Source organism: Pseudomonas syringae pv. tagetis (assembly GCF_022557255.1).
Classification (GTDB): Bacteria; Pseudomonadota; Gammaproteobacteria; order Pseudomonadales; family Pseudomonadaceae; genus Aquipseudomonas; species Aquipseudomonas caricapapayae.
In genome coordinates, this window is record NZ_CP092923.1 from 3,204,746 (window position 1) to 3,231,091 (window position 26,346).

Below are 26,346 nucleotides of genomic sequence, written 5' to 3' on the forward strand. Positions count from 1 at the left end.
CGTGTCAGGGCAATGGATCGAACTTCAATTCGCTGAGGCTTTGCACCTTGTCTTCACGAACCATCTTGTATTCGGTATTCGGGCCGATCCACTGCGCCCATATCGCGTCGATTTCGCCCGCCGCCTCCATCGCCCGCAGCGATTCATTGACCTTTGCCAGGAACGCCGGTTCGCCCTGGCGCATGCCGGCACCAATGGGCTCCAGTGCCATCGGCTCCTTGGCGATGGCCAGCTCGACACCACTGGCCTTGGCCTGCCCGACCAGCTTGATCGCGGTCATGGTGTTGGTCACCAGACCTACCACCTTGTTCTGTTGCAACGCCATGTAGGCAGAGCCGGTGTCCTGGAAGGTCACTGGCGTAGCGTCAGCCAGGCGGATCGACTGTTCGGACGTAGAGCCTTTGGTCGAACTGATGCGCTTGCCCTTGAAAAAAGTCTTGGGCTGATCGGCGTTGGCGGCCCGCACCACCAGGGTTTCCTTGGCGATGTAGTAAGGATCACTGAACTGGATCTGATCAGCGCGGCTCCTGGTGTACGCCAGATTGGCGAAAATCACGTCCACGCGCCCCATTTTGACTTCTGGAATACGCGCTTCGACCGATAATGGTTTCAATTCCAGTTCGACGCCCATGTGCTTGGCCAGAGCCCTGCACAGGTCGACGTCCATGCCCACCAGTTCGCGGGTTTTCGGGTCAGGTGCCGAGAACGGCGGGACGTCGGCATACACGCCGCAACTCAGGGTTTTCTTGCTCATCACATCACTGAGCTGATCAGCGTGGGCAATCGAAACCGCCAATGGCGACAACGCCAGTGCAGCCAGCAAAGACTTCATAGGCATGGTGAGACTCCTGGAAATGAATGAACGAATTCGGGGAAATCAGGACCTGCGCTCAATGGCTGCGCAGGTCGGCAATGAAGCGCTGGGCACGCGGATGGTCCGGTTGCTGAAAGAACGCTTCGGGGCTGGATTTTTCTAGAATCTGCCCCGCATCCATGAACCAGATGGTGTCTGCCACTTCCCGGGCAAAATTCATCTCATGAGTGACACACATCATGGTCATGCCTTCTTTGGCCAGGCCTTTCATGACGCTGAGCACCTCGCCGACCATTTCTGGGTCGAGTGCACTGGTGGGCTCGTCAAAGAGCATCACAGGCGGCTCCATGGCCAGCGCCCGGGCAATCGCTACACGCTGTTGCTGACCGCCGGACAACTGTGCCGGATAGGCGCCGGCCTTGTGAGCCATCCCTACCCGATCCAGCAGTTCCATTGCTCTGGCGCGTGCCTCGCTGTTCTTCAAGCCGCGTACCTTGGTCGGGGTCAGAATAATGTTGTCGAGCACCGAAAGATGCGGAAACAGATTGAAGCTCTGGAACACGAAGCCCACGCGGCTGCGCAACCGATTGACGTTGGCGTCAGTGCCGTTCACGTCATGACCGTCAAACAGGATCTGGCCCTGCTGAACCTCTTCAAGACGGTTGACGGTGCGGATCAGCGTCGATTTGCCCGAGCCCGAAGGCCCGCACAGCACCACCACTTCGCCGCGCTGCACTTCAGCGGTGATTTCGGTCAGGGCCTGGTACTCGCCATACCATTTGTTGATCCTGGAAAACATGATCATAGGATGCATCGGGCAACCCTCAATTGTCGGTAGTCAAAGGCCGGGGAACGGGTGCAGGCAACACGCTGCCTTCACGCTTGCGGGCAATCCGCTGTTCCACCACTGCGGCCAGACGGGTCAGGCCGTAACACAACACGTAGTAGGTGATCGCCAGGATGAAGAACACCTGAAACGGCTTGGTCAGCAGTTGGTTGTTGATCTGATTGGCAGCGAAGGTCACTTCCTGGACATTGATCACATAGCCCAGCGACGTCTCTTTTATGATCGAAATGAACTGACTGATCAGGCTCGGTAATGCGTTGTACAGCGCCTGCGGCAGGATGACCCAGACCGTGGTGCGCGGGTAGCCCATGCCCAAAGCCCGGGACGCTTCGTACAGCCCGGTCGGCAGTGCCTGAATCGCACCGCGGATGATTTCGCACAGGTAGGCGCTTTGATAGACCACCAGCGTGCAGAGCATGGTGGTGAAGCCTGTGATGTTGTAGCCGATCAGCAACGGGACCAGAAAGTAGGTCCAGAAAATCACCATCAACAGCGGAATGCCACGCATCACGTAGACCCACACCGTCGCCGGATAACGCAGCCAGCGCCACGGCGAGACCCGCGCCAGCGACAGCAGCAGGCCCAGCGCAAACGCTAGCAGCAATGCCAGCGCAGCCAGAATCAGCGTCGAAACCAGCCCCCCCATCGGCCCGTGCGGGTATTGGCCGACCAACAGCAAGGTCCAGTTCTCGCGAACAATCGTAAGTACATCGAACATCGCCGCCTACCTCGCCATGGCTTTGCTGAAGTGCCGGGCGAGCAACGCACCCAGGCCCATCAGCATCAATGAAATGGCCAGATAGACCACGGTTGCGACCAGGTACGCTTCGAAAGTGCGGAAGGTGTAGTTCTCGACTTCACGCGTGGCGTAGGTCAACTCGACGACGCCGATGGCCATGACCAGACTGGTGTTCTTGAACAGCAGGACCGAGTGATTGATCAACGAAGGCAGGCAGTTGCGTATCCCTTGCGGGAGAATCACGTAGCGCATCGAGCGCACATAGCCCAGGCCCAAGGCTCGCGACGCTTCAACTTGCCCGGCCGGAATGGCACGCAACCCGCTGCGTATGTCTTCACTGAAATAAGCCGCCTGGCACAGTCCCAGCGCGATGACCGAGAACAGGTATTCGGTGCTGTAGTTGGACAACCAGATCTGGGTACTCTCGGAAAGCAGCGTCGGAATACCGAAATACCAGAGCATCAGTTGCACCAGCGTGGGCACATTGCGGTGGTAGGACACGTAACCCGCAACCAGGCGTTCGGCGTATTTGTTTCCCGTCAGGCGAATCGACACCAGCAGCAAGGCAACCGCCATGGCCATGCACCAGGCAACAAACGCCAGTTGCACGGTTGTTTCTATACCCTTGACGATCAGCCCGGCGTACCCGCCCTGCAGGATCGCTGAAAGATCGAAGTCGTTGGTCATGGTGTGTTCCATAGACATTCAGCCAGGGCAGAAACAAGGCGACAGAGGTTCTGTCGCGAATGTGGCGTGGCGGCTGATGCCGCTCTCGTAATAGGTACAGCGCGTGCAACGAGGCGCGGGCTCAGCCTTCGTAGTCCTGCGGACGCGCCGTTGACAGCCCGCCCGGGACCTGAAGCGTCGGGGTGATTTCCATATGGCCAATGTTGACCGCGATGGGCGCGGCAATCACGTAAGCGATCGCGTCGGCAATGTCCTTGGCAACAGGCAACTCGTACCCTTCGATGAAGCGTTTACGCACGTCCTCGGAGTCGCCATGCGCATGCGCGAAAATGTCCGTGGCCACGCGGCCCGGGCAGATTTCGGTCACCCGTACGCGCTTGCCGAAGGCATCGATACGCAACTGGCGGGAAAGCATGCTCACGGCAGCCTTGGTCGCGTGGTACGTCGAGTTGCCACCGAAGTTGTAGGCGGCGGCGATCGAGCTGATGTTGATGATGTGCCCGCAGTCACGCTCGACCATACCCGGCAACGAAAGCCTGGCGATCTGCAACACTGCACGCAGGTTTACATCAACCAGCAGATCGATCCCTTCGGCGTCAGCCTTGAGCAGTGAGCCGGGCCGGTCGACCCCGGCATTGTTGACCACAACGTCGAACTGATGAGCCTGAAACAACGCTGTCAGACCAGCCAGATCAGTCACATCGATAGCATGCGCAACACAACCGGTGCGCTGCGCCAGCGCTGCCAGCTTGTCTGCGCTGCGCGCCAGCGCATGCACCTGCAGACCTTCGGCACACAGCCGTTCCACCACGGCTTCGCCAATGCCGGAAGATGCGCCGGTGACCAGCGCGGTTTTGTAATCGGAAAAAGGCATGTCGGGGTTTCCTTGAATAAGCGTCGATCAGCCGCTTGGCTATTAATGCTGATCGCCTTGTACTGGACTTTAACGAGCGTCATGGGCAGCGACCAAGACACAATGGTTGTGTGGCAATAAGCTGCGCTTATGACCCGAGCAAGCTGGAAACGGGGGTAATGACACCGCCCTGCTCTTCGATGCTGTGCCGAATGCTGCGCGCAAGCTCCACCGCCCCCGGTGTGTCGCCATGCAGCAGAATCGATTGGGCATTGACCGCCACACGCTTGCCGCCAAGGGTGGTAACGGTTCCGTCCTGAAGCAGTTGCGCAACCCTGGCGCGGACCTGCTCGGGGTCCTTGACCACCGCGCCCGTGATGCCTCGCGGCACCAGCAGGCAGTTTTCGTCGTAGGCACGATCGGCCAGAAAGGTCGTCGCCACCCTCAGGTTGCACGCCTCGGCGGCCTGTTCGATGGCGGCGCTGCTGGATGAACTGATGATCATCTGCGGATCGAAGCGGGCGACCGCGTTGACCAACGGCCTGGCGAGTTCGGCATCGGCTGCGGCCATATTGCCCAGCGCGCCATGGAAACTCATGTGCGTCACGCGGTAACCGGCAGCCGCTGCAATGCCTGCCAGAGCGCCCAACTGATACACCACCATGCTGCACAGCTCGTTGAGTTCGATGTTCATCCGGCGCCGCCCGAATCCCTGCAGATCAGGAAAGCCGACGTGTGCGCCGAGATCAATGCCCAGCGCCTTTGCGCGGCGTACGGTGCCGTCCATGATCAGCGGATCACCCGCATGAAACCCGCAGGCGACATTGGCCGAGGAAATCAGTTGCATGAGGGCCTCATCCTCGCCCATGGTCCACGGCCCAAAGCCTTCGCCCAGATCGGCATTCAGATCGATGCGCATTCTGTTATCCCTCCAGTTCTATCAGCGGCTGGCCGTAACCGACCCATTCTTCCTCGGCGGCCAGAAAACGCACCACGCGTCCTGCCTGTTTGCTGCGCACCGGCAGATACAGCAGGCCGATGCGCAACAGCCCCAGCAACTGCCCTGTAGCCACGGTATCTCCAGGTTTTACGTAGCTGTTGCGTTCATCGGGATGAGTCGACACAAACACGCCAGGGTTGCTGGCTGTTATCACATGGGCGGACGCCGCAGACGACTCGGCGGCGATGCGCACCGCAGCAGGTTCCAGGGCACGGTTCTGCCCGGGCTCGCCGCGACGGATCAACAGTTCGAACCCCGGACGTTTCAGTTCGAGCACAGTAAGCCCGGCATCCCGGATCCAGACTGCCAGCTGGCGAATCTCATTGATGTTCATCAGCAATGTCCTTACAGACCGCGCAGCGCGAGCATGCGCCGGGCGTCCTCGATGAAAGCCTGATTGGTCTCCAGTGCGTCGACCGCCTCGTCGTAGCCGCACTGCACAAAACGCACCTTGCTGCCGATAGGGGCCTGACCGAGACGCCACAGATCGGCCTCGATGACCGTCGCGAACTTGGGGTAGCCGCCGCTGGGCTGGGCATCACGCATTTGCACGATTGGCTGACCGCCGTGGGGCACCTGAATCACGCCAGGCCCAATGCCATGAGAGCGGATTTCCACTGCCTCGCGTGCCAGCAAGGGCGTACCTTCCATGCGGTAACCGTACCGGTTGCTTTGCGTGGTGATTCTCCACTCGCCGGCAAAAAACGTTTCCTGGGCCTCTGCGCTGAAACAGTCGAATTCCGCAGCCGGCAGCACGCGGATGGCCGGCATCCCGTCGACCTTCAACGGCAAGGCCGCCTATTTCATGACCGAATCAATGATCGGTAAATTCCAGCGCGCCGGAGAACGTACCTGGCAGGTTCGCTACGGCTACGACTTCGCCAGATTGGGCGTACCGGGTCTCAACTTCCTGGCAATGTATGAAAGCGGCTCGAACATCCAGACGTCCGACGGCGACAAGAAGGAATGGGAACGCAACGTGACCCTGAGTTACGTGGTGCAGTCCGGCCCGGCAAAAAACCTCAGCGTCGCGCTGCGGCACGCGCAACTGCGCACCGAATTCGCCAGCCAGCGTGATTCCGACGAGCATCGGGTGATCGTGAGTTACCCGATCAATATTTTCTGAGGCAACGGGACAGCAGATGCAGGACGTGTCTGCTGTTCATGCACCTGTTAGACTCCTCGCCGCTATTTTTCACGTCCAGGCATCCTGCCCGGACGTTTTTGCACCTCTGTGTTGATATACAAGGAGTTCGTGCCCCCCATGGTTGCAGATAAAGACCTGAGCGCAATGCAGTGAATTGCTGGTCTATTCTGGGGCTGGACGCCCATTCTGATGTGCGCAGCATCAAGCGCCGTTATGCTGCGCTGCTCAAACAGAACCGCCCGGACGAGGATCCGGCAGGCTTTCAGCGGCTGCGTGATGCCTATGAGCAAGCGCTGAGCCGGGCTGCCGAAGCTCAAGAACAGCCGATGGCACAACAACACCCGTTGCTTGTGCCGGTTTCCGAACTGTCGTCGCCAGCTCAGGCTTTCAGCACGCCGGACCCGAAGCGCCAAAGGGCTGACGTTCTGCTCGAAGGTATAAGTACAGAGAATCTGGACCAGCGACTGGAACTCGCCCGAGCGACAGGGTGTGAGCAGGCGTTCGAAGAGGGCCTGCTGGAATATTGCCAATCGGATGATCCCGAGGTCTGCGAGCTGGCCGAACGCGCAATCGGGCGCTTTCAGTGGCTGAGCGCCTGGCAACGCATCGACCTGCCCTTGCGGGCAACGAATAATGTGCTGAACAACCTGTTACGCAATACCGAACAGAAGCTGGCAGAGGCGCTGAATAGCAGCGATGCCAAGTCCTTCTCCAGTCTGTATCTACACCTTGACCAGGCAGCCTGGATGCAGACTCTCGACCGGCGTATCTGGCTTAACAGATACCTCGCCGGACTGCTGGCCCACTCTGAAGTCTGGTCCAGCCCTATTTTCGATGCGGTGTGCGAGTGGCAAGGCTGGAAGAAACCCGACGGGCGCGCTTTTTGCCCGGAGCCCTTCTGGAGTCGGCTGTTGGCACGCAGTCGTCAAGCCTTGTTTCTCGAAGAGCAGCATCGTCTTGCCACGCAGAAAATCGACAGCACAGGCTCACGTGCAGCCCGCCTGCTGTTCGTGCCAATGAGCGATGATGCTCGCGTGTCAATGACCATCCGTTTCACCCCAGATGACTGGCAAACCTGTGAATCGCTGGCCAACACCGTGGCGCGACATTACCCGGATTTGGCGAGCCATGTGCCCGGCAAAGATCTGTACTTCTGGCGACCGCTGCGCCGACGTACATCGTACTGGGCATTGCCGTTTGCAATCATCGGCGCAGCGTCCATGACGGCATGGCAGAGTTACTACCGATTGGGAAGTGGTCCGAGTGAAACAATGATCGCCCTGTTGCTGATTATTGGCGCACTTGGCCTGGTGGCGAGTCTGGTTTACGTAGGCTGCCAGACGCTTGGCGTTTTTGCCTGGCGCCTTGATGAGCAACTCACCAAGCGACTTGGCCGCTGGCTTACGCTACGCCGCCCGGTGCCGCTGTTGCTGCGAGAAAGCACCGTAAGCTGGCTACCCGCGTTGCCGGCCTACCTGATCGGGGGATGGAAAGCGTTGCTGGTTTACACCGCAATACTCGCGGTGGCGGCTGCCGGCACTCGCATTGCCTGGCCGGAATGGCTCAAGCAGACGTTTTCAATCGCTCCAGGCTCGCCGACCAGAGAACTGATGATTGGCACCGTACTGGGTCTGACAGTCTCGTTGCTATTCATCTCCGGCACCGTCATCAACTACCGGCCTGTGCAAGAAGGTCAAGGTCTGCAGGCGTGGCCGAAGCGACTGTGCGCAGCCCTCCTCGATGCAAACCAGCCCTGTCGCCCGCCCTCCCGGGAGCAGTGGTATGCGCCCGCATCCTCTCTGGAAGCTGGCCATGATCAGTAATCGAGCGTTCATCGCCGCTATCTGTGTTTTCGCGGCCATCGTTTGGGCGCATCACAGATTGACCAGCACTCACCGCGTTTCGACAGACACGATTGCAGACACTTCGATGATTCGGGACGCGGCAGCATGTCTGGTATTTGACGATGCTCTTCTGCTTGAACGCTATGCTGATTATCGCAAGCACTATCAGGCGCTGGTTGATGGCAAACAGGGCATGCTGCCGTTTATCCAAAGCTTTGCAATGGGTGGCAGCAGTCGTTCCACCGCAATCAATGAGCGCTTGGCCTGCCGTATCAGGTATTCACAACTGTTCTACCCGAAGTCCGATCCGCTGGTCATTGCCGTGACCGAGTACAGCGAGACACTCAACGCACTACGCGACAAAACTTTTGATGCCGAGACGCTCTACAATCAACCGCGCCCCGATATCGAGCGTGCCCGGCAGCTGGATGCAGACATTGCCGGAGGTATACAACAACTGCAGCAGCGCAGTCTTGCGGTTCGTAAACGCTTCGAGGAACCTCAATTTCTGGCACGCAGCGAGCAGCTCGCCGCCATCGATTATCGGCTTGGCCACGATCAACACTGGCATACGCTCAACTTCATGATCCTTGCCCGACAAACGATCAATTACCTGAACCAGAACGCAGATAACGTTCACCTGAACCCGGACGGGCTTCAAGCCTTGCGCACCGAACTGGCTGACGCATGGCAGGATGCCGAGCATTACTTCAAGAATATGCCCAACCTGAAGTCTGCCAACGGGAAACGTCCGGTATGGTTTGTGATCAAAACGCCCGCTCAGGACTGGCTCTCTGCTCTGGATACCTTGCAACGGCAGTGGGCCGCTCATGCCGATGTTGACCAGTTGAACAAAAGTCTGCTGACGGTAGAACAGCGGTACGATCAACTTCTGAGGCAATACAACGCGTCGGTGCTTGGGCAGTACTGACCGCGTCAAGTGATGCTGGCAGAGAAATGCGTCAACAGATGCATTTCTCTTGAGAGATCAATGAAGTCAGCCAGACACCTGATCGAGGAATATCAGCTGCGGCGGCTCTGCAAGCCACTCGCCACTGGCCGCCGCAAACTGCTGGTAGTGCGGCGTGGCAACGTGCGCCTCCAGTGCTGCCTGATCCTTGAAGCATTCACGCATGTAGAACGTGCCGCGCTCATCACGCGCTTCGAACAGTATGTACTCGATATTGCCTGGCTCCGCTCGGGTCGGTTCCACCAGTGCTGATAACGCTTCTTTCAACGCAGACTCTTTGCCAGCGCCGGCTTTCAGGACTGCCATCAAGGCCAGTGGTTTTGCAGGTGTGTTCATTATAGATACTCCGGTATTCGATTCGATCAATGGGTGGGTGCGGGCGCAGCGTCTATTTTCAAACGCAGCAGGCTGTAGGGTTTTTCCCGCTTGTCATGACCGGAGTTGAAGCCAGCCTGACGGTGCAACTGGTTGACGATGAAGTACAGGTAGCCATCCGGGCCGATCGACAAGGTATCAGGCCACAGCATGCGGGGATCGTGTGCCACTGTTTGCCAAGTGCCATCCGGCAGGCGTTTGCGAATCGAGTTATGCTCGTAGTCGCCTGCGTATACCGCGCCGCTGGCATCAGCCTCCAGACCATCAGAAGCGCCTTTTTCACCAAGGTCCTGCACCGCCGCTGCCAACTGCTGCTCGCTGACCTTGCTGTCGTTCAAAAGCTCGGTGGCCACGGAATACAGATGGCGGCTGGACAACGGCGAGAAATACAGTGTTTTGCCGTCTGCCGACAAGGCAATGCCATCCGAAGCGACACCGACAGGTTTGCGCGTGCCGTTCGGGCCATCGCCCAGCACGGCCACACCTTCGACGACGGGTACGAAAGCCGGATCGACAGACGTTGCCTGCGCCCCGTTCAAACGCCGCACGGCGTGACCGCTGGCAATGTCCATGACAATGATCGCGCCCGGCCCGCTCAAGGATGAGTCAGTCGCATAGACCGTCCCCTCCGATCCCTTGCGAAAGTCAAAGCGCATGTCGTTGACATAGGTGCCGGGCAAAATGACGCTATCGGGAAATATCAGGCGCTTGACAATCCGGTTGGTGGCCAGGTCCACCGCAACCAGTTTGGCACCGCCTGGACGCGGAGACGCAAAACCCGGTGCCGCCGTGTCCAGGAGCCAGACACGTCCTTTACCGTCGGCCACCACGCTCTGCACGCTGATCAGCCCGTCGCCAGGGTCCTTGGGGTTCTCTTTGTTGACGGCCGGATCGGGGTAGGCAACCACTTTGCCATCACGAATCTCGCCCACAGTAAAAGGCACATCGTCACCCCAACGCGGGAAATTGACGAATATTCGGCCGGTTTCAGTCACCGTCACACCGGTGGGCATCGCATCGTAAAAGGCATGAACCTGCTCGAGCTTGCCTATGGGTTTGTCGGCAGGGGCACTTGCCGGCAATTCTGTGATTGTCGCGCCGTAAGCCAATGAGGTGGTGAGTGTGGCCGCAGTGATAACGGTGAGTGCTGCGGACTTTACCTTTCGATGCATGGGCTCTCCTGATGGGGTAGCACGGGCTGCTCCGTCAGCATCAGGGGCTTGCGTGCACGTTTGGGTGGTGACGTTCATCACACACGCTGCTCGCGGGGTGTGGTAAACCGAATGGCGAGCAGTCTGGCCTTTCTGGTTAAAAAGAAAAACGTGGAGAATACGCTAACACTTTCAACGCCGGGGCGAAGATCAGCGTGGTATGCACCCTGTGACGCTCCGCATCACAGGGTTTTCAGTCGGATTTCTGCCAAAGAATGATCCTGGGCAACGCCCGGCAGCTCAGGCGATCACCTGCGCCCGAGTCTCGTTTGACCGATCAGCCGCTGACCTTGCCGGCAGGGAGGGATTCAGATTGCTGACCGAGTCCAGGCGTTGAGTCTGCTCGTCAGCCAGCGTCAACGACAGTGCGCCAAGATTATCGGCGATCTGCTCGTGCGAACGAGGGCCGATGATAGGGACAGCGCCGTGCGAACCTGCCCAGGCAATGGCAACCTGCCCTGCGCTGACGCCAAGCTCATCGGCGATCTCCAGAACAGTGTCGAGGATCAAAGTGCGCTGCACCGTATTTTCCGGCTGAAACACTTTTCCGCCAAAGCCTTCGGCACGCCCCTTTTCCCCCTTGCGGTATTTACCGGTCAGCATGCCCCCCCCCAGAGGCGACCAGGTCACAACGCCAAGGCCCAGCGCATAAGACGCCTGAAAAAGATCGGTTTCGGGCTCGCGATGCACCAGACTGTGTTCGAACTGAGCTGCTGCAATCGGTAATGTCCGGCTGACCTCGGCCAGCGTAACGGCACGAGCAAGCCTCCACGCAGGGAAATTGGACAGTCCCGCATAGAGGATTTTCCCCGCACGCGCCAGATCTTCAAAGCCTCTGAGAATTTCCTCGATGGGCGTGACCGCGTCTGGATGATGCACCCAGTAAAGGTCAATTCGATCTGTCTTCAGACGCTTGAGACTTGCCTCTAACGAGCTGACCATTGCCTTGCGACTGTTGCCAGTGGTCAGCCTGCCGGGATTGGCCGAAGCCCCTTTGGTAAACTTGGTTGCAAGCACAAAGTCGTCGCGCCTGCCTTCCAGCAGCGTACCGAGAAGCGCTTCGGATTGTCCGAATTGATAAATGTCGGCTGTATCGATGAAATTGCCGCCCGCCTCTGCGTAGGCGTTGAAGATCGCCTTGCTGACTAAAGGATCAGCGCCGTGGCCCCAGCCTGTACCAAAGTTTCCTGTCCCCAGCGCCAGTTGGGAAACACTGAGCCCGGTTTTGCCAAACGTTCTGTATTTCATGGTCTTGATCCTGACGATGGAGAGGACTGCTCAGCGGGCAGAACTTGTGCTTGCTGAATAGCAGGGGCCTACGGATAGCGAGCAACACGCTGCGTCGAACAATTATAATTACGATCAACATCATAACTGTCAATCACTTTGATGATGGTCAGCATCAATGCTATATTCACGTCCTGGCGAACCCAGCCGGGCAAAATCAGTCAGGCAAGAGAGGCAACCTACATGAGAGTCACCAAGGCGCAGGCCCAGGCCAATCGGGCACACATCGTCGAGACGGCATCCGTCCAGTTTCGCGAGCGCGGCTTTGACGGTGTCGGCGTGGCAGACCTGATGGCCGCGGCGGGCTTTACCCATGGCGGGTTCTACAAGCATTTCGGCTCCAAGTCCGACCTGATGGCCGAGTCGGCGGCCTGCTCCATCTCGCAAGCGGTCGAGCAATCGAAAGACGTCGATCCTGCGCGGTTCATTGAATACTACCTGTCCAGAGAGCACCGGGATAACCCGGGCACGGGCTGCACGATGGCCGCGCTCAGCGGTGATGCAGCGCGTCAGTCGGACGACGTCAAAGCGACCTTTGCCGATGGCATCGAGAGCATGATCGCAGCGCTTGCTCCGGCAAATACGTCCCCGGACGACGCGCAATGGAAACAGGCGCGGGCAAACACCATCGACCGGTTTGCCCACGCTTTGGGAGCATTGCTGTTATCGCGCAGCTGCCCGAACGACTCGCCATTGGCAGACGAAATACTCGATGTGTGCCGTGCAAATATGCTGGCACAGCTGCAACCGCTCAGGCCCATTGACTGTTCCTAGTCGGGAAACAGTTTGCTCAGGCACGCCAGCTTCTTCTTGTATGACTTCCGTGCCTCCAGGGCCTCTTCAAGCGTTACCGCCACGAACCGGGCTTTCTGATTGGGTTGCATCTGACCGATCAGATCGAGGTCGGCACTGATCACGGTACCGATCATGGCGTAGCCTCCGCCAGACACCGCATCGCGGTGCAGCACGATCGGCTCCAGCCCGGCAGGGACCTGGATCGAACCTATTGGATAGCAGCTGTCGACGATATTCGAGGGGTCCGAACCGGCCCCGAAAGGCTGCTCCCGAGGCTGAAACGTCAACGCCCTGCCACCCTTGAAGCGGTAGCCGATACGGTCGGCTTCCGAGCCTACGCTCCAGGGCTCAGAGAAAAAACTGGTGGCTGCGAACTCGGTCAGGCGTTCGTAATACAGCCCCGGCACTACACGCAGATACACCTCCCCACCCAAAGACTGTCGCAACGCCATCGGCAGGCTTGCCCCGACACGGCCTTTGCCGCCGGGAACGCCGATCGGCAACCGATCATCAGCCATCAGGCGCCGCCCCTTAAAACCGCCAAGCGCGCCCAGGGTGTAAGTGGATCGGCTGCCCAGCACCAGCGGCACATCAATACCGCCCGCAACGGCCAGGTAGGCGCGCGCACCGTCTTTGGGGAAATCGAAACGCAGTATCTGCCCGGCTTTTACGGCAAAGGCGGTGTCGTGGTGCATCTCCACACCGTCGAGGCGTGCCGCCATGTGCGCGCCGCAGACCGCTGCCAATGTGTCGCACTGGAACTCCAGCTCCGGCCCCAGCAACGTGCATTCAAGCCCCGCAGCGTCTGGCGGGTTGCCGACCAGTCGATTGGCGGCGCTGAGCGCATATTGATCCAGCGCACCGGACGGCGGGATGCCCAGATGGTAATAGCCTTCGCGGCCAAGATCCTGAACCGAAGTGGCCAGGCCGGGTTTGAGCACCTTGATCATGCCAGCACCTCCTGCAGCGACTTGGGATAACCCGCGGGATCAGCCAGGAAGGCATCCAGCGAGAACTCGACCGGGCGGATCCGCAGGTCGAAGTGCCCGGCCTCAACCTGCGCAACGGCTGCGTCATAGGCTTGACGATCAAGCGGTTTGAACTGGACAATATCGCCCGGCCGAAAGAAAACCATGTGTTCTTTCAGGTAGGCCAGGCGCTGCTGCGGGTCGTAGATCGGGGCTGGCGTGACGCCGAACATCTGGTAGCCGCCCGCCCCGCGCACCGAGTAGATACAGCCGAAACAGCCGCCATGACCAAGCGTAAGCTTTGGCGTATCGGTGCGCGGCCGCAGGTACTTGGGGACTTGCAACTGGCGTTCGCGCTCGACCATCTGAAACATGAACGGCAGGCCGGCAACAAAACCGACCATAGAGACGAACCACGGTGCGCCACTGTGAGCGGCAATGAACGCGTCGACATCCGCCAGATTATTGATCCGCGCAGCGTATTCCAGGTCCGTCGAACCCGGGTCCTGGTGGCGGTCACGGAAACGCATCAGGGTTTCATGGGTCCACGGATCGTTGTAAAGCACCGGAATTTCGATGATCCGGGTTTGCAGGGTGCGCTCAGCGACCGCACCGGCCTCGGCAGCTCTTACCGCTTCGAGCAATGCCTGAGGTGCAATACGGTCCGGGTCGAAGCGGATCTGGAACGAAGCATTGGCCAGACACACGTCCAGCACACCGTCCAGCGCCAGGCGCTCGACCGCACGGGTTACCGCCAGCCCCTTGAAAAATGCCTCCAGCGACATACTGTCACTGACCTCGGCGAACAAATGTTCATCAGCGCCAAAGCTGTAGCGAATCGGATCAGCCATGTCTGTTCCTTTCTTGAAATCGTTGTAGAACGGCAGGCAAACATCAGTGATACGGCTCATGCATCTGCGCGCACGATGCCATTTGACTCAGCGCGGCGCACGCACCTTGATACCTGCCGCGTCCAGTGCCTTGCGGGTCGCCTCGGCAAGGTCCAGCGCGCCCGGTGTGTCGCTGTGCAGGCAGATCGAATCAAATTCGATATTCAGGTCCTCACCCTCGACGGTGCGCACCAGACCTTGCAGGCAAGCGCGAACCACGCGCGCTGCGACTTCGGTCGGGTCCAGGGACCGTACGTTGCGGGTGAAGACGATCGAGCCGCTGAGGTCGTAATCGCGATCAGCGTAGAACTCGCGAATCACTGGCTGGCCCAGCTCCTCGGCAATCCTGCAGATCACCGAACCGGGCATGCAGTAGAGCAGTAACTCAGGCTCCAGGCGTTGCAGGTTCTCGACCAGAAGTCGGGCTGCAGCCTCGTCCCTAGCCAGGTGCATGTACAAAGCCCCATGCGGTTTGAAATGCTGCAATGCCGCGCCCTGAGCCCGTGCCAGCTCGCGCAGGGCCCCCAGTTGGTAAAGCATGTCATCGACCAGTTCCTGAGGCGTCGAGTTGATATGCCGCCGTCCAAAACCGACCAGATCGCGGAAACCCGGGTGTGCGCCGATGGCAACGCCCAGACGTTTCGCCTGCTCGACAGTGCGGCGCATGGTGCCGGGATCACCCGCGTGAAAACCGGTAGCAATATTGGCCGAGCTGATAAAAGTCATCAATTCAGCATCGACGCCGTCACCAATGGTCCACGCGCCAAAGCTCTCACCCATGTCCGAGTTGAAATCCACCTGCATGGCTGGTCCTCCTGAGGGCTGGCCGGGCAAGGGACTGTCCGGCTTCATGCAAAGCACGTTAGATTCACTCGCACCCCTTGGGTAGATCTATTAACAGATACGCCATCTTCTGAAAAACAGATACGCTACTCCGTGCAATGCCTATTTGGAGTGCTTATGTCCCTTACCCTGCGCCAGGTCCGCTATTTTGTGGCAACTGCCGAGATCGGGCAGATCTCGCAGGCGGCTATCCATCTGAACATTTCCCAGTCGGCGGTTACCACGGCGATCAAGGAACTGGAGAGCATGCTCGGTACGCTGTTGTTTCAGCGCTCGGCGCAAGGCATGAACCTGACCGAAGCGGGCCGGCATTTTCTCAACCGCGCCTACGTGATTCAGCGCAGCGTCGACGACGCACTGAACAGCCCGCTACCCGACGTGCGTGCCAGCGGCGTCTTGCGCCTGGCTGCGAGCTATACCGTGATTGGCTACTTCCTGCCGCATCACCTGCAGCGGCTGGAACATTGGCACCCGGACGTGGCCATCGAAGTTCATGAACGGGAACGGCACGCCATCGAACAGGGCCTGCTGGAGGGTCAATTCGATATGGCGGTGGTGCTTACGGCCAACATCACTCACCCGGACATCATCTCGGAGACGCTATTCAATTCCGAACGCCGATTGTGGCTGTCCAGCCACCATCCGCTATGCCAGCGCGCCGCCGTAAGTCTGGCCGATGTGGCGCAGGAGCCGTATATCCTGCTGACCGTTGACGAAGCGGAGCAAAGTGCCATGCGCTACTGGGAACTGGCCGGCCAGCGGCCTGCCGTGAGAGTACGCACCAGCTCGGTGGAAGCGGTGCGCAGCATGGTCGCCAACGGCAGCGGCGTAGCGATTCTGTCCGACCTGGTGCATCGTCCCTGGTCGCTGGAAGGCAAACGTATTGAAACGATGACCGTTACCGATACAGTCACACCGATGAGCGTCGGCCTGGCCTGGCACCGCGAACGCGATTTGAGCCCGGCGATGCAGGCATTCCGTAACTATTTCCACGATGCATTTCTGGCACCTCAGCAACTTTCTGCACGACGTTGAGCCGGCCCACGTTTGAGCCGGGCCACATTACTGCCAATTGCGTGCGAATGGCCTTACGGCTTTGACCTAGAAATCAAGGTGATTGCCAGGTTGCCGGAAACCACCATGGAATAATCACCAGCCCTGCGTCCGCTCAGCGGCGAATCGGTACCACGCGGTCGCTTGTGTCGACCGTGGAGGGCTCTTCGAACTGGCGAAAGAACTGTCCGGATACCGCATGATCGAGAAACTGCGCCTGCTCTTCGGTCACCAGTCTTAGCGGCGAGTAGCCGTCGGCATCGGGCACTGCGAAAAGACGCGCTTTGCGTTCATGCGCAACCGCGATGAACGCCCTTTTCTCTTCTTCTGACATCATCGAAAAACAGTCGGAAAGACTTTCCAGCGAGCGCACCGCCAGATCCTGGTCGAGCTGCTCGTCATCCGTGAACATCAAATGCCAGACGAAATCGAAAGAAAGCTCAGCGAGGGCACGCATAGACGGAGTTCCGTAGTGTCGAGAGGTGCGAGATTCACTGTTCGCTTCGATTCGGTCAAGCGCTAACGGATGGCCTGTGTCAGAGCAGTGCCTTGAATGGCCGAGTATCGCTTTCGAGTCATGGACAAAAACGCAGGCTAATCAGCCCGAAAACGCCGGATTCTCGATCAGCAACGCCATGCCCTGCCCCCCGCCAACACAGGCAGCGGCGATGCCGTAGCGCAGGTTTTCCTCACGCAGTTGCCGGGCCAGGGTCATGATCAGGCGTAGCCCGGTGGCTGCCAAAGGGTGCCCCAGACCCAGTGAGCCACCCAGACAGTTGAGCCTTTCGCTTTCCAGATCCAGTGTACGGGTCACTGCCAGAATCTGGGCCGCCTGCGCTTCGTTGATCTCCAGCCGGCCGATGTCGCTCAGCGTCAGGCCGCTGCGCTGCAATAACAACCGGATGGCGGGCGTCGGGCCTATGCCCATGAGTTCTGGAGCGACGCCAACCACCGCGCTGGCCAGCAGGTGCGCCAATACCGGTCCGTGTGACTGCGACGCACGGCCTATCAACGCGGCCGCCGCGCCGTCGACCACTGCACAGCTATTGCCTGCGGTCTGTACGCCATCGGCATGAATGGCACGTAAACGGGATAACGCAGCCAGATTGGTCGCTCGCGGATGACTGTCCTGTGTGACCGCTTCAACCCCACGCGGCAACTTGATGCCACGCGGCTGATACCCCTCCAGTTCGAAGCCTTCACTGCGGACCGGCACAATTTCGCCAGTCCATTTGCCGGCAAGCTGCGATTGCAGTGCCCGTTGATGCCTGAGCAGTGCATAGCCATCCACGGCTTCACGGCTCAGCCCGTAACGTTTCGCGAGGTTGTCCGCGGTGGCGATCATGTCCATCGCCGGTGCGGGGTCGTAAAGTGCTTCCCAGAGAAAGTCCTTGAACTGCACCGTGCCGCCCAACGGGAAGCCGTCGCGATGGGTATAGGCCGCAATCGGGTTACGCGACATGGATTCGGCAGCGACGCACAGCGCCATCTGCCCGCCCTCGCTCAGGTGCTGAGCGGCCTGGCGCAACAATTCCAGACCTGTCGCGCAGATCCTTTGCACTCCCAGCGCAGGAACGCTTTGCGCCACGCCGCTGTACAGGCCTATGTGCCGGGGCAGCAGGTAGGCGTCGAAACTGGCTTGCGCAATGGACCCGGTCAATACGCTGTCGACCTGACGCGAGTCGACGGCAGCACGCGCCAGTACCTCACGACCGACCTTTATGCCCAGATCGATGGGCGAGACATGCCCCAAAGCGCCGCCCAGGTCGACCCACGGTGTGCGCACAGCCTCGACAATGGCCACGTCGCTGAACGCCGAATAGTGCCCGCCACTGCTCATGAATTCAGCTCTGCCCGTAACTTGTCCGGGTCCTGATCACGATAAAGTGCCCCGACCTTATCTGCGCGCCACTGCAACACAGCGCGCTGGTTGATCGACCCCTTGTCGGTGATTTCGCCGCGGTCGATGGACGCAGGTTCAGCCAACAGCACGATCCACTCCAGGCGGCTGGCGTTGCCATTCGCGCCTCGATTCAAGCGCGCCAGCCAGTCGGCAAACCACGCACGCACCGGCGCACTGGCCAATACCTGCGCATCAGTAGCCTGTGTCTCCAGCCCGGCCAATTGTCGACACTCATGCAACCTCGGAAACACCAGCGCGCCCAGGCATTCGCGATCAGGCGCGGTGATGACGACATCCTGGACGTAAGGCGAGCCTTCCAGCACTGCGCGGTTGCGCATCGGCCCGACGCTGACAAACACGCCGGACGACAACTTGAAATCCTCGGCCAGACGCCCGTCGAACATCAGGCCCAGTTCGGGTGCCGAAAGATCGGCAAGCTTGATCGCATCGCCGGAGCAGTAGAAACCGTTTTCGTCGAACACCTCGGCAGTCTGCTGCGGCGAGCGCCAGTAACCCGGCATGATGTGCGGGCCGCGAAAACGCCCTTCGAGCTTGCCATCCACCGGCACCAGACAGACTTCGCATCCGGGTGCGGGCAAACCGATGTACCCGGCCATCGATAATGGTCCGGTAGTGAAGGTGCAGGACGGCGCAGCTTCGGTCATGCCCAGCCCGGCCATCATGCGGATGCGCTCGCCACAATGCTGCTCGGCGACCCGGTCGAGGCGGTCCCAGATACTTTGTGACAAGCCGGCAGCAGCGAAGAAGAACAGTTTCATGCGCGAGAAGAATCGGTCGCGCAATTCGGCGTCCTGCTCAAGGGCGTTGACCAGCTCTTCCCAGCCCTTGGGCACGGTCAGGTAAGCGGTGGGCGAGATTTCCTTGAGATTGCGCAATGTCTCGGCAAAACCCTGAGCCGTCGGTTTGCCGTTGTCCAGATAGAACGTGCCGCCGTTGTAGAGCACGATGCCGAGGTTGTGACTGCCGCCGAAGGTGTGGTTCCACGGCAGCCAGTCGACCAGTACCGGCGGCTCTTCGCCGAACACCGGGAAGGTCTGCAGCAACATCTGCTGATTGGCACACAGCATGCGTTGGGTGGTCACTACCGCCTTGGGCAGTTTGGTCGACCCGGACGTGAAAAGGAACTTGGCGATACTGTCCGGACCGCTGGCCTGGAAAGCAGCCTCGGCTTCACTGCCTCCCGGCTGTTCTAAGAGGCTGGAAAAGCTCAGGTTATGCCGGCCAGTGAGCTGACCGCGTACCGTGATAACGGGTGTATCCACCGGGATGACCGCGTCGATGGCGCGCTGAAACGGCGCGGCGTCGCCGACAAATACCAGCCCGGGCTGCAAAACGTCGCAGACATGACGTAATTTTGCGAAATCCTGCGACATGACCGAGTACGCCGGTGATACCGGGCAGTAGGGAATTCCTGCGTACATAGCCCCCAGAGCAAGCTGCAAATGCTCGATATCGTTACCTGACAGCAGCGCCAGCGGCCGTTCGGCTGACAGCCCGTAAGCCAGCAGGCCCTGCGCGACAGCGCGCACGTCATTCAGCATGTCGGCGTAACTGACCTTGCGCCAGCCGCCACGGCTGTCGCGGGCGGCAATAAAGGTCTGTTGCGGGCGCAAGCGGGCCCAGTGCACCAGCCGGTCAAGCAATCGGTCGGGCAATGGATCCAGGGGTTCAAGGGCGCGCATGTGCAGAATGCCCTGCTCTTCCCGCACCTCGATGGGCGGGTGGCCGATAGAGACCTGGCGATAGCGCGGCAGGCTGTCTTCACTGTGCAGCGTTGATGATCTGATATCGGAACTCACGTGCATTCTCTCCATCAAGGTGCGCAGACACCGAACGGCTTGCAGCGGTTAGGGCCGGGCGTAGCAGCACCCGGCTGCAGCCTCGTTATTGTTATGCCTGATTTGCTGGCGACACGGTCTCTTGCAACAGGCCGTTGAAGCCAGCTCCGGAGGATTCAGATCGGGTAATGTCGTGGCCCGTTTTGCAAGGTCACCCAGCGCAACTGGGTAAAGTGCTCGACGGAAGCCTTGCCGCCGAAGCTGCCATAACCGCTGGACTTCACGCCACCGAATGGCATTTGCGCCTCGTCATGCACTGTCGGGCCGTTGATATGGCAGATACCGGACTCGATCCGTTGCGCCAGTGCCAGCGCCCGGCCGGTGTCACGGCTGAAAATCGCCGCTGAAAGGCCGAATTCCGAATCGTTGGCCAGCCGCAACAACGCCTCGTCACCGCTACCGCGAAGGACCACAGCAACCGGGCCGAAGGACTCTTCACGGTACAGACGCATGCTGTCCGTTACGCCGTCGAGGAGCGTCGGTTGCAGAATACTGCCCTGCAGTTGCCCGCCAGCCATCAGCGTTGCACCAAGATTGACGGCGTCGTCGATCAGGCCTTTGATGCGCGTGCCAGCGCCCACATCTACCAGCGAACCCAGCACCGATTTGCTGTCCTGCGGATCGCCGGCACGCAGTGTCTCGATCTTGGCCGTCAGTTTCATCACGAACGCATCGGCCACTTTCTGATCAACGATCAGTCGTTCGGTGGACATGCAGATCTGCCCCTGATTGAAATACGCACCAAATGCTGCTGCTTCTACCGCAGCGTCGAGATCAGCGTCATCCAGCACCAGAAACGGTGCCTTGCCACCCAACTCCAGCAAGGCAGGTTTAAGGTGGCGTGCCGAAAGCTCACCGACGATGCGTCCCACATGCGTCGACCCGGTGAAATTGACTCGCCGTACGGCCGGATTGGCAATCAGGCGCTCGACAATCGCCGCGGCATCGGCCGGCGCATTGCTGATCACATTGACCACGCCATCACCCAGTCCGGCATCCTGCGATACCTGACCGATCAGACGATGCACCGCCGGGCTGAGCTCCGACGCCTTGAGTACCACGGTATTGCCGCAGGCAAGCGGCATGACGATGGCACGGGTAGCCAGGATCACCGGAGCGTTCCATGGAGCGATACCGAGCACGACGCCGCAGGGCTGGCGCAGCGCCATGGCAAAATTGCCGGGGACGTTGGAGGGAATGACTTCACCGGTTATCTGCGTGGTCATGGACGCGGCTTCGCGCAGCATGCTGGCGGCCAGCTGTACATTGAAGCCGTACCAGTTAGCCATCGCTCCGGTTTCTCCTGCAGCGGCAATAAATTCACCGCTGCGGGCCTGCAACTGCCCGGCAGCCTTGAGCAGGCGATCACGACGCTCACCCGGTGCCAGCGCTGCCCAGACAGGGAAAGCAGCCTGGGCGGCCGCGACTGCCGCGTCGGCATCTTCGAGAGTCGCAGCGGCGACACGCGATACCACGTCGCCGGTCACCGGATTGCAGCGTTCAAATGTACGTCCATCATGGGCGGGGCACGAACGGCCGCCGATCAGCAGTTGCACGTCCAGCATGGTGATTCCTCTTTATTATTAGTGTTCAGAGGCGCTACGAGTTTCAAGCTGCACGCTTGAAACTCAAAGTATTACGCTTGCATTCCGAGCCTGTTTTCAACGCCGCATCACCGATGCGCAGCCACTTTAGGTACAGGCCTGGTTCGCATCTACCGCTTGTACGCCTCCAGGCCTGGCTTGATGCTCTTGTCGTCGAGGAATTGCTTCATGCCCTGCTCGCGGCCGCCTTCCTTGTCCAGCAGGCGCGATTGATCGAGCTTGGCATACAGGTAGTCTTCGTTCTGCTCCCAGGTCAGTTCGCGGCAGCGCTTGAAGCCATGCTTCGCGGCGCGCAGCACCACCGGATTCTTTTCCAGCAGATTAAGGGCCAGATCGATAGTCACCTGGCGCAGCTGTGCCAGCGGCACGCTCTCATTGACCAGTCCCATTTCAGCGGCTTTCTTACCGTCGAAGGTTTTGCCGGTCATGATGTAGTACAGCGACTGACGATGGCCCACCGTGTCGGCCATCGCCTTGCTCACCAGGTTGCCGGGCGGAATGCCCCAGTTGATCTCAGACAGGCCAAAGGTCGCCTCATCGGCGCAGATCGCCAGGTCACATGCCACCAGAGGGCTGAAACCACCGCCGAAGCACCAGCCATTGACCATTGCGATGGTGGGCTTGGCGTACATGCGCAGCATCTTCCACTGCCACTGGGAGGCCTCACGACGGATTTTTTCCTGAAGAATTTCCGGCCCTGCATCCACCTCGCGAAAATATTCCTTGAGGTCCATTCCAGCGGTCCAGGCCTCACCGGCGCCGGTCAACACCAGCACGCCCGCCTCGGGATCCTGCTCGAGTGTTTCCAGTACATCGATCATTTCGCGGTTCAGCGTCGGGCTCATGGCGTTGCGCTTTTCGGGCCGGTTAAGGATGACCCACGCGATGCCCTGCTCGATCTCGACCTTGACGGTTGTCCAGCGACCTTCGTACTTGCTCATGGCGATACTCTCTTGCTCTTGGCTTGACGATAGCTCAACGCTAAACCGCAAATATAGTTATTTAAATTAACTGTTATTTATATTAATCAAAAAGTCGGCACTCTGCCCGTAGAGGCTGGTCACAGTCACGTATACCCCATAGCTATCGTTCGCTAACCTCGGCAAACTGATCGGCTGTTTGACCCACCCCATCAAAAGGACTGCACTTTCAATGGCCAAGCCATCCGACATTGCCGACATTTGCCAGGCCCCCACACAGGTCGCCGAGGCAGCTTTGCCAACGGATTCTGCGCTGGATGATCTGATCGGTTATGCCATGCGCCGGGCACAGCTCAAGCTGTTCCAGAACTTGATCAGTCGCCTGTCCTCCCACGACTTGCGCCCCGCGCAGTTCTCGGCGCTGGCGATCATCGAGCAGACCCCCGGCCTTATGCAGGCCGATCTGGCCAAGGCGCTGGCGATCGAGCCGCCCCAGGTCGTACCGTTGCTGAACAAACTCGAGGAGCGCGCGCTGGCTGTGCGGGTTCGTTGCAAACCGGACAAACGCTCGTATGGCATCTTTCTCAGCAAGAGTGGTGAAACATTGCTGCGCGAACTGAAACAGATCGCCGCCGACAGTGATCTTGATTCCACTTCAGCGCTGGATGATAAGGAACGCCAGGACCTGCTCAGGCTGCTGAAAAAGGTTTATCAGTCGTAAGAGCAAGTCATCGACGGCAGGTCCTGCCATCGATGACCGGCTGATCACCAGAGCGGCAAACTGTACTGCACAATGAAACGCGTCTGGTTTTCATCACGAAAGGCTGCACCTGCCGGGAAGTCGTTGCGGTAGATCGACTTGCGCGCCAGCAAGCCGATACTCTTCAGCGGGCCGCTTTGAATGACGTAACCCAGCTCCATCTGAAACTCACGTTCCTTGCGATCGTCAGCATTGAAAGCAGCCAGCTCGATGTTGTCGCCCCGCACATAACGCAGCCGGCTGCGTAGCCCGACAAGGCCGACAGCAGTGAAGTCATAGTCATAAATGGCTTGCCAGGTGCGCTCCCTGGCATTGAGGAAGTCAGAACTCATGGTCATCTCGCTCAAGCCCATCAGTTCGGTTCCCGATACATAGGGCGTAGCTGTATCGCCACTCGAATGCATATAGCCGAGGCTGACGCTGTGCCCTCCCCATTTGTAGCCCAGCAGCGCCGAGAGGTTCTGGTTATCCACTTCCCCGGCTTTCGCACTGCCCGTGTCGCGGCTGAAAAAGCTCCGCAGATCAGTGCTCAGCACGCCATCGCCGATCGCCAGTTTGTGCAGCAGCGCGAGCGTGTTCTGCGTATAGAAGTCATCCACCTCGGCGTGATAGGCACGAATGCTCAGTTCCTTGTCGACCTGATAGTCGCCCCCGGCATAAACCATGTGCGAGGACGTTGCCGCACCGTTGAAGCGACGGTTCGGCGCAGCGATAGTGATCGCCTGATAGTTGCTGGAGTCGCGTTTGTTGACCCGGTCGATATAGCCGGCATTGAAGGTCAGATTGTCGATTTCCTTTGAGGTCACTGTGGTGCCACGAAAGGTCTGTGGCAGAAGACGTGGGGGGCTGGCGAAAGCGAACGGCAGGAAAATCGACACATCGCCAGTCTTGACTGTCGTCTGGTGAAATTTCAGCTTGCCCGTCAGGGCCAATCGGGAATACTCGTCAGCAGCCCGCCCGTCACTGGCGGACACCGGCAACAGCTCGGTGCCGCTGCGGTCTGGCGAGGAATCAAGCTTTATGCCTATCAGCGTTCGCGCATCAAGGCCGAAACCTACCGGCCCTTGTGTAAACCCGGACTCGGCATTGAAGATGAACCCCTGCGCCCACTCCCGAGTGGCAGTCTTGGTGTCATCGTCCTTGTAATCACGGTCCATGTAGTAATTACGCAGCGTCAGAGTGCCGTGGCTGTCATCGATAAAACCCTGAGCCTGTGCAGGATCGGGGATAGCGCTGATGCCCAGCAGGCCCAGTGCGAGGCTGCAATTTTTCCCACGAAAAAAGCGCGCTGACACAGCGCTTGCTGTACCACGAGTGAGCGTTGGCATGTCAGTTGTCCACTTATTGTTGTTGTTTTTGGATTCGGTCCGGCGATTCGCTGCAGGCCCGTGGACAGAGAGTTGAAGGATTCGGTATCGACGTCAATCCGGAATGTTCGATAATCGAACGTTAATATTATTAACTACTTGATCGGCACGCCTGAACTGGCGACCTAACCCAATGTTTCTAAATGAATAAACCCTGGTTCTCCTGAAATTTCGGCGCAGATTCACTTTTTAGTTATTTTTGTTACCTTGATCGGCACCTGTCACAACGCCGTAGCCGGCGCCCGGGAACAGGCTTTTCTCCACAACAAAAACAACAACGAGGCTTGCCATGAACAGTTCATTGCGTCGTTCGACGCTGACCATCGTCTTGTGTTTTATCGTCGCGCTCATCGAAGGGTTCGACCTACAGGCTGCCGGAACAGCCGCCGCAGGACTGCGTCAGAGCTTTGCCCTTGACCCGAAAATGATGGGCTGGGTATTCAGTGCCGGCATCATTGGCCTGCTGCCAGGTGCTTTTTTTGGTGGCTGGATCGCCGACCGAATTGGCCGCAAGAAGATTCTGGTCAGCGCAGTGCTGCTGTTCGGGGTCTTTTCTCTGAGCACCGCTTACGTCGAAAGCTTTTCCGCGCTGTTACTGGTGCGCTTCATGACCGGCCTGGGGCTGGGAGCTGCACTGCCCAACCTGATCGCGCTGTGCGCCGAAGCAGTCGGCGAGCGCCACCGAGGGCTCGCCATCAGCGTCATGTACGCAGGCGTTCCGCTAGGCGGTGCCCTGGCGGCGGTTGTCGCGATGTTTACCAGCGACCACTGGCAGACAACCTTCATCATTGGCGGTCTGGTGCCTTTGCTGGTGGTCCCGCTGATGATCATGTTGCTGCCCGAATCCAGCGCCTTTAAACAGCAGACGACTGCCAGCCCTGTTCGACATTCAAGTGCCAGTGCGCTGTTCGGTGAAGGCCGGGCTCGCACGACACTGGCCTTGTGGGTCGGCTACTTCTTTACTCTGACCGTGATGTACATGCTGCTCAACTGGCTGCCGTCGCTGTTGATCGGCCAGGGTTTCAGCAAACCGCAGGCAGGCATGGTGCAGATGCTGTTCAACATTGGTGGTGCCTCGGGTTCGTTGCTGGGCGGGCTGTTGCTGGATCGCTGCAACGGTATCAAGGTTGTGTTGTTCGTTTATGCCGGTTTGCTGGCTGCACTGGCGGGCGTGGGTTTATCGATCGGTATCGTGCCAATGGCAATTGCCGGGTTTGCTGCCGGCGTATTTGTCATGGCCGCGCAACTGGTGCTGTACTCGTTGGCCCCTCCTTCATACCCGACTTCGGTACGTGCCACCGGCGTCGGTGCTGCGGTAGCCATCGGCCGCCTCGGCTCTGTGGCCGGTCCATTGGCTGCCGGGCATCTGCTCGGAGCTGGTGCGGGAACCGCCGGCGTACTGTTGGCCACCTCGCCAGGCCTGGTGGTCGCCGCACTGGCAGCGATCGTGGTGCTGTCCCGGTCGGCCGCAGCCGGGAAGCATGCGCTCAAGGCCACCGGCTGAGCGGCCTGGCGGATGGTGCCTCACGTCGCAGCGATCATCGCTGCAACCGGGGTTGAGCGGACTATCGTGGCAATGCAACGCACCGACACAACAATCATCCGACGGC

Annotated in this window: 25 protein-coding genes and 2 pseudogenes; 7 read left to right on the top strand and 20 right to left on the bottom strand. The window is 59.3% G+C overall.

Translation table 11 applies throughout. The annotated features are described in order from the left end of the window. Nucleotides 1-4: 4 nt before the first annotated feature. From MME58_RS14140 to MME58_RS14175, 8 genes and pseudogenes are all read right to left on the bottom strand, one after another. Nucleotides 5-838 (bottom strand): ABC transporter substrate-binding protein, encoded by an 834-nt coding sequence (locus MME58_RS14140; RefSeq protein WP_055005035.1) that lies wholly within the window; start codon nt 836-838, stop codon nt 5-7. A 52-nt stretch (nt 839-890) separates the two neighbouring features. Then, complete coding sequence (locus tag MME58_RS14145) at nt 891-1,619, bottom strand: amino acid ABC transporter ATP-binding protein (protein ID WP_183139159.1); 729 nt, start codon at nt 1,617-1,619, stop codon at nt 891-893. 19 nt (nt 1,620-1,638) lie between these two features. Further along, nucleotides 1,639-2,379 (bottom strand): amino acid ABC transporter permease, encoded by a 741-nt coding sequence (locus MME58_RS14150; RefSeq protein WP_055005033.1) that lies wholly within the window; start codon nt 2,377-2,379, stop codon nt 1,639-1,641. 6 nt (nt 2,380-2,385) lie between these two features. Next, entirely contained in the window at nt 2,386-3,087 is a 702-nt protein-coding gene (locus MME58_RS14155) for an amino acid ABC transporter permease (protein WP_055005032.1), read from the bottom strand. Between the two features lie 121 nt (nt 3,088-3,208). Beyond that, entirely contained in the window at nt 3,209-3,961 is a 753-nt protein-coding gene (locus MME58_RS14160; RefSeq protein WP_054984191.1) for an SDR family oxidoreductase, read from the bottom strand. A gap of 127 nt (nt 3,962-4,088) precedes the next feature. Further along, a complete protein-coding gene (locus tag MME58_RS14165) occupies nt 4,089-4,859 on the bottom strand; it encodes a LamB/YcsF family protein (RefSeq protein WP_055005031.1) in 771 nt (256 codons plus the stop codon). A 4-nt stretch (nt 4,860-4,863) separates the two neighbouring features. After that, entirely contained in the window at nt 4,864-5,274 is a 411-nt protein-coding gene (locus MME58_RS14170) for a biotin/lipoyl-containing protein (protein WP_054984189.1), read from the bottom strand. A gap of 11 nt (nt 5,275-5,285) precedes the next feature. After that, nucleotides 5,286-5,738: pseudogene (locus MME58_RS14175) on the bottom strand (5-oxoprolinase subunit C family protein); the annotation flags it as partial. Between MME58_RS14175 and MME58_RS14180 the strand changes: the two are divergent. From MME58_RS14180 to MME58_RS14190, 3 genes and pseudogenes are all read left to right on the top strand, one after another. Next, a pseudogene (locus MME58_RS14180) lies at nt 5,725-6,066 on the top strand (OprD family outer membrane porin); the annotation flags it as partial. The pseudogenes MME58_RS14175 and MME58_RS14180 sit on opposite strands and share 14 nt — an antisense overlap. Nucleotides 6,067-6,236: 170 nt before the next feature. Then, entirely contained in the window at nt 6,237-7,910 is a 1,674-nt protein-coding gene (locus tag MME58_RS14185; RefSeq protein ID WP_055005029.1) for a J domain-containing protein, read from the top strand. Beyond that, complete coding sequence (locus MME58_RS14190; protein WP_055005028.1) at nt 7,900-8,862, top strand: DUF3829 domain-containing protein; 963 nt, start codon at nt 7,900-7,902, stop codon at nt 8,860-8,862. The genes MME58_RS14185 and MME58_RS14190 overlap by 11 nt, the downstream gene beginning before the upstream one ends. A 66-nt stretch (nt 8,863-8,928) precedes the next feature. Here the strand turns inward: MME58_RS14190 and MME58_RS14195 are convergent, their stop codons facing one another. The 3 genes from MME58_RS14195 to MME58_RS14205 form a co-directional block, all read right to left on the bottom strand. Then, nucleotides 8,929-9,237 carry a putative quinol monooxygenase gene (locus MME58_RS14195; RefSeq protein ID WP_054987387.1) on the bottom strand — a complete coding sequence of 103 codons (309 nt, stop codon included), beginning with the start codon at nt 9,235-9,237 and terminating at the stop codon, nt 8,929-8,931. Between the two features lie 26 nt (nt 9,238-9,263). Further along, complete coding sequence (locus MME58_RS14200; RefSeq protein WP_055005027.1) at nt 9,264-10,448, bottom strand: L-dopachrome tautomerase-related protein; 1,185 nt, start codon at nt 10,446-10,448, stop codon at nt 9,264-9,266. A gap of 279 nt (nt 10,449-10,727) precedes the next feature. Further along, nucleotides 10,728-11,735: an aldo/keto reductase gene (locus MME58_RS14205; RefSeq protein ID WP_054987389.1), complete on the bottom strand. Its 1,008-nt coding sequence runs from the start codon at nt 11,733-11,735 to the stop codon at nt 10,728-10,730. 222 nt (nt 11,736-11,957) lie between these two features. Between MME58_RS14205 and MME58_RS14210 the strand changes: the two genes are divergently transcribed. Continuing rightward, a complete protein-coding gene (locus tag MME58_RS14210; protein WP_054987540.1) occupies nt 11,958-12,548 on the top strand; it encodes a TetR/AcrR family transcriptional regulator in 591 nt (196 codons plus the stop codon). Here the strand turns inward: MME58_RS14210 and MME58_RS14215 are convergent. The 3 genes from MME58_RS14215 to MME58_RS14225 all read right to left on the bottom strand — a co-directional run bounded on the left by MME58_RS14215 (nt 12,545) and on the right by MME58_RS14225 (nt 15,231). After that, nucleotides 12,545-13,519, bottom strand: a complete 975-nt coding sequence (locus tag MME58_RS14215) for a 5-oxoprolinase subunit C family protein (protein ID WP_055005026.1) — start codon at nt 13,517-13,519, stop codon at nt 12,545-12,547. The genes MME58_RS14210 and MME58_RS14215 overlap by 4 nt on opposite strands. Continuing rightward, nucleotides 13,516-14,388 (bottom strand): 5-oxoprolinase subunit B family protein, encoded by an 873-nt coding sequence (locus MME58_RS14220; RefSeq protein ID WP_054987541.1) that lies wholly within the window; start codon nt 14,386-14,388, stop codon nt 13,516-13,518. Before MME58_RS14220 ends, MME58_RS14215 begins: the two co-directional genes overlap by 4 nt. A gap of 87 nt (nt 14,389-14,475) precedes the next feature. After that, nucleotides 14,476-15,231 carry a 5-oxoprolinase subunit PxpA gene (locus MME58_RS14225; protein WP_055005025.1) on the bottom strand — a complete coding sequence of 252 codons (756 nt, stop codon included), beginning with the start codon at nt 15,229-15,231 and terminating at the stop codon, nt 14,476-14,478. A 156-nt stretch (nt 15,232-15,387) separates the two neighbouring features. On the opposite strand from MME58_RS14225, the gene MME58_RS14230 reads away from it, so the two are divergent. Continuing rightward, complete coding sequence (locus MME58_RS14230) at nt 15,388-16,305, top strand: LysR family transcriptional regulator (RefSeq protein WP_054987392.1); 918 nt, start codon at nt 15,388-15,390, stop codon at nt 16,303-16,305. Between the two features lie 133 nt (nt 16,306-16,438). Here the strand turns inward: MME58_RS14230 and MME58_RS14235 are convergent, their stop codons facing one another. The 5 genes from MME58_RS14235 to MME58_RS14255 all read right to left on the bottom strand — a co-directional run bounded on the left by MME58_RS14235 (nt 16,439) and on the right by MME58_RS14255 (nt 22,630). Further along, nucleotides 16,439-16,780: a hypothetical protein gene (locus MME58_RS14235; RefSeq protein WP_054987393.1), complete on the bottom strand. Its 342-nt coding sequence runs from the start codon at nt 16,778-16,780 to the stop codon at nt 16,439-16,441. Between the two features lie 141 nt (nt 16,781-16,921). Next, a complete protein-coding gene (locus tag MME58_RS14240; RefSeq protein WP_055005024.1) occupies nt 16,922-18,163 on the bottom strand; it encodes a thiolase family protein in 1,242 nt (413 codons plus the stop codon). Next, nucleotides 18,160-20,046 carry a feruloyl-CoA synthase gene (locus MME58_RS14245; RefSeq protein ID WP_054987542.1) on the bottom strand — a complete coding sequence of 629 codons (1,887 nt, stop codon included), beginning with the start codon at nt 20,044-20,046 and terminating at the stop codon, nt 18,160-18,162. The genes MME58_RS14240 and MME58_RS14245 overlap by 4 nt, the downstream gene beginning before the upstream one ends. 155 nt (nt 20,047-20,201) lie before the next feature. Continuing rightward, nucleotides 20,202-21,650, bottom strand: coding sequence for an aldehyde dehydrogenase (locus MME58_RS14250; protein ID WP_055005023.1), 1,449 nt, complete (start codon nt 21,648-21,650; stop codon nt 20,202-20,204). 149 nt (nt 21,651-21,799) lie between these two features. After that, nucleotides 21,800-22,630 carry a p-hydroxycinnamoyl CoA hydratase/lyase gene (locus MME58_RS14255; protein ID WP_054987395.1) on the bottom strand — a complete coding sequence of 277 codons (831 nt, stop codon included), beginning with the start codon at nt 22,628-22,630 and terminating at the stop codon, nt 21,800-21,802. A 211-nt stretch (nt 22,631-22,841) separates the two neighbouring features. Here MME58_RS14255 and MME58_RS14260 point away from each other — a divergent pair, with 211 nt between their 5' ends. Continuing rightward, nucleotides 22,842-23,330 carry a MarR family winged helix-turn-helix transcriptional regulator gene (locus MME58_RS14260; RefSeq protein WP_055005022.1) on the top strand — a complete coding sequence of 163 codons (489 nt, stop codon included), beginning with the start codon at nt 22,842-22,844 and terminating at the stop codon, nt 23,328-23,330. A gap of 44 nt (nt 23,331-23,374) precedes the next feature. Here the strand turns inward: MME58_RS14260 and MME58_RS14265 are convergent, their stop codons facing one another. Beyond that, nucleotides 23,375-24,697: an OprD family porin gene (locus tag MME58_RS14265; protein ID WP_055005021.1), complete on the bottom strand. Its 1,323-nt coding sequence runs from the start codon at nt 24,695-24,697 to the stop codon at nt 23,375-23,377. A gap of 328 nt (nt 24,698-25,025) precedes the next feature. Between MME58_RS14265 and mhpT the strand changes: the two genes are divergently transcribed. Then, nucleotides 25,026-26,240 (top strand): 3-(3-hydroxy-phenyl)propionate transporter MhpT, encoded by a 1,215-nt coding sequence (gene mhpT, locus MME58_RS14270; RefSeq protein WP_055005020.1) that lies wholly within the window; start codon nt 25,026-25,028, stop codon nt 26,238-26,240. Nucleotides 26,241-26,346 lie beyond the last annotated feature (106 nt).

Coding starts and splice junctions, on each gene's coding strand:
- MME58_RS14140 (WP_055005035.1), bottom strand. CDS start 838: ATGCCTATGAAGTCTTTGCTGGCTGCACTGGCGTTGTCGCCATTGGCG.
- mhpT (WP_055005020.1), top strand. CDS start 25,026: ATGAACAGTTCATTGCGTCGTTCGACGCTGACCATCGTCTTGTGTTTT.
- MME58_RS14150 (WP_055005033.1), bottom strand. CDS start 2,379: ATGTTCGATGTACTTACGATTGTTCGCGAGAACTGGACCTTGCTGTTG.
- MME58_RS14170 (WP_054984189.1), bottom strand. CDS start 5,274: ATGAACATCAATGAGATTCGCCAGCTGGCAGTCTGGATCCGGGATGCC.
- MME58_RS14210 (WP_054987540.1), top strand. CDS start 11,958: ATGAGAGTCACCAAGGCGCAGGCCCAGGCCAATCGGGCACACATCGTC.
- MME58_RS14145 (WP_183139159.1), bottom strand. CDS start 1,619: ATGATCATGTTTTCCAGGATCAACAAATGGTATGGCGAGTACCAGGCC.
- MME58_RS14250 (WP_055005023.1), bottom strand. CDS start 21,650: ATGCTGGACGTGCAACTGCTGATCGGCGGCCGTTCGTGCCCCGCCCAT.
- MME58_RS14240 (WP_055005024.1), bottom strand. CDS start 18,163: ATGAGCAGTGGCGGGCACTATTCGGCGTTCAGCGACGTGGCCATTGTC.
- MME58_RS14265 (WP_055005021.1), bottom strand. CDS start 24,697: ATGCCAACGCTCACTCGTGGTACAGCAAGCGCTGTGTCAGCGCGCTTT.
- MME58_RS14190 (WP_055005028.1), top strand. CDS start 7,900: ATGATCAGTAATCGAGCGTTCATCGCCGCTATCTGTGTTTTCGCGGCC.
- MME58_RS14225 (WP_055005025.1), bottom strand. CDS start 15,231: ATGCAGGTGGATTTCAACTCGGACATGGGTGAGAGCTTTGGCGCGTGG.
- MME58_RS14255 (WP_054987395.1), bottom strand. CDS start 22,630: ATGAGCAAGTACGAAGGTCGCTGGACAACCGTCAAGGTCGAGATCGAG.
- MME58_RS14160 (WP_054984191.1), bottom strand. CDS start 3,961: ATGCCTTTTTCCGATTACAAAACCGCGCTGGTCACCGGCGCATCTTCC.
- MME58_RS14235 (WP_054987393.1), bottom strand. CDS start 16,780: ATGCGTGCCCTCGCTGAGCTTTCTTTCGATTTCGTCTGGCATTTGATG.
- MME58_RS14195 (WP_054987387.1), bottom strand. CDS start 9,237: ATGAACACACCTGCAAAACCACTGGCCTTGATGGCAGTCCTGAAAGCC.
- MME58_RS14165 (WP_055005031.1), bottom strand. CDS start 4,859: ATGCGCATCGATCTGAATGCCGATCTGGGCGAAGGCTTTGGGCCGTGG.
- MME58_RS14205 (WP_054987389.1), bottom strand. CDS start 11,735: ATGAAATACAGAACGTTTGGCAAAACCGGGCTCAGTGTTTCCCAACTG.
- MME58_RS14260 (WP_055005022.1), top strand. CDS start 22,842: ATGGCCAAGCCATCCGACATTGCCGACATTTGCCAGGCCCCCACACAG.
- MME58_RS14155 (WP_055005032.1), bottom strand. CDS start 3,087: ATGACCAACGACTTCGATCTTTCAGCGATCCTGCAGGGCGGGTACGCC.
- MME58_RS14230 (WP_054987392.1), top strand. CDS start 15,388: ATGTCCCTTACCCTGCGCCAGGTCCGCTATTTTGTGGCAACTGCCGAG.
- MME58_RS14215 (WP_055005026.1), bottom strand. CDS start 13,519: ATGATCAAGGTGCTCAAACCCGGCCTGGCCACTTCGGTTCAGGATCTT.
- MME58_RS14200 (WP_055005027.1), bottom strand. CDS start 10,448: ATGCATCGAAAGGTAAAGTCCGCAGCACTCACCGTTATCACTGCGGCC.
- MME58_RS14220 (WP_054987541.1), bottom strand. CDS start 14,388: ATGGCTGATCCGATTCGCTACAGCTTTGGCGCTGATGAACATTTGTTC.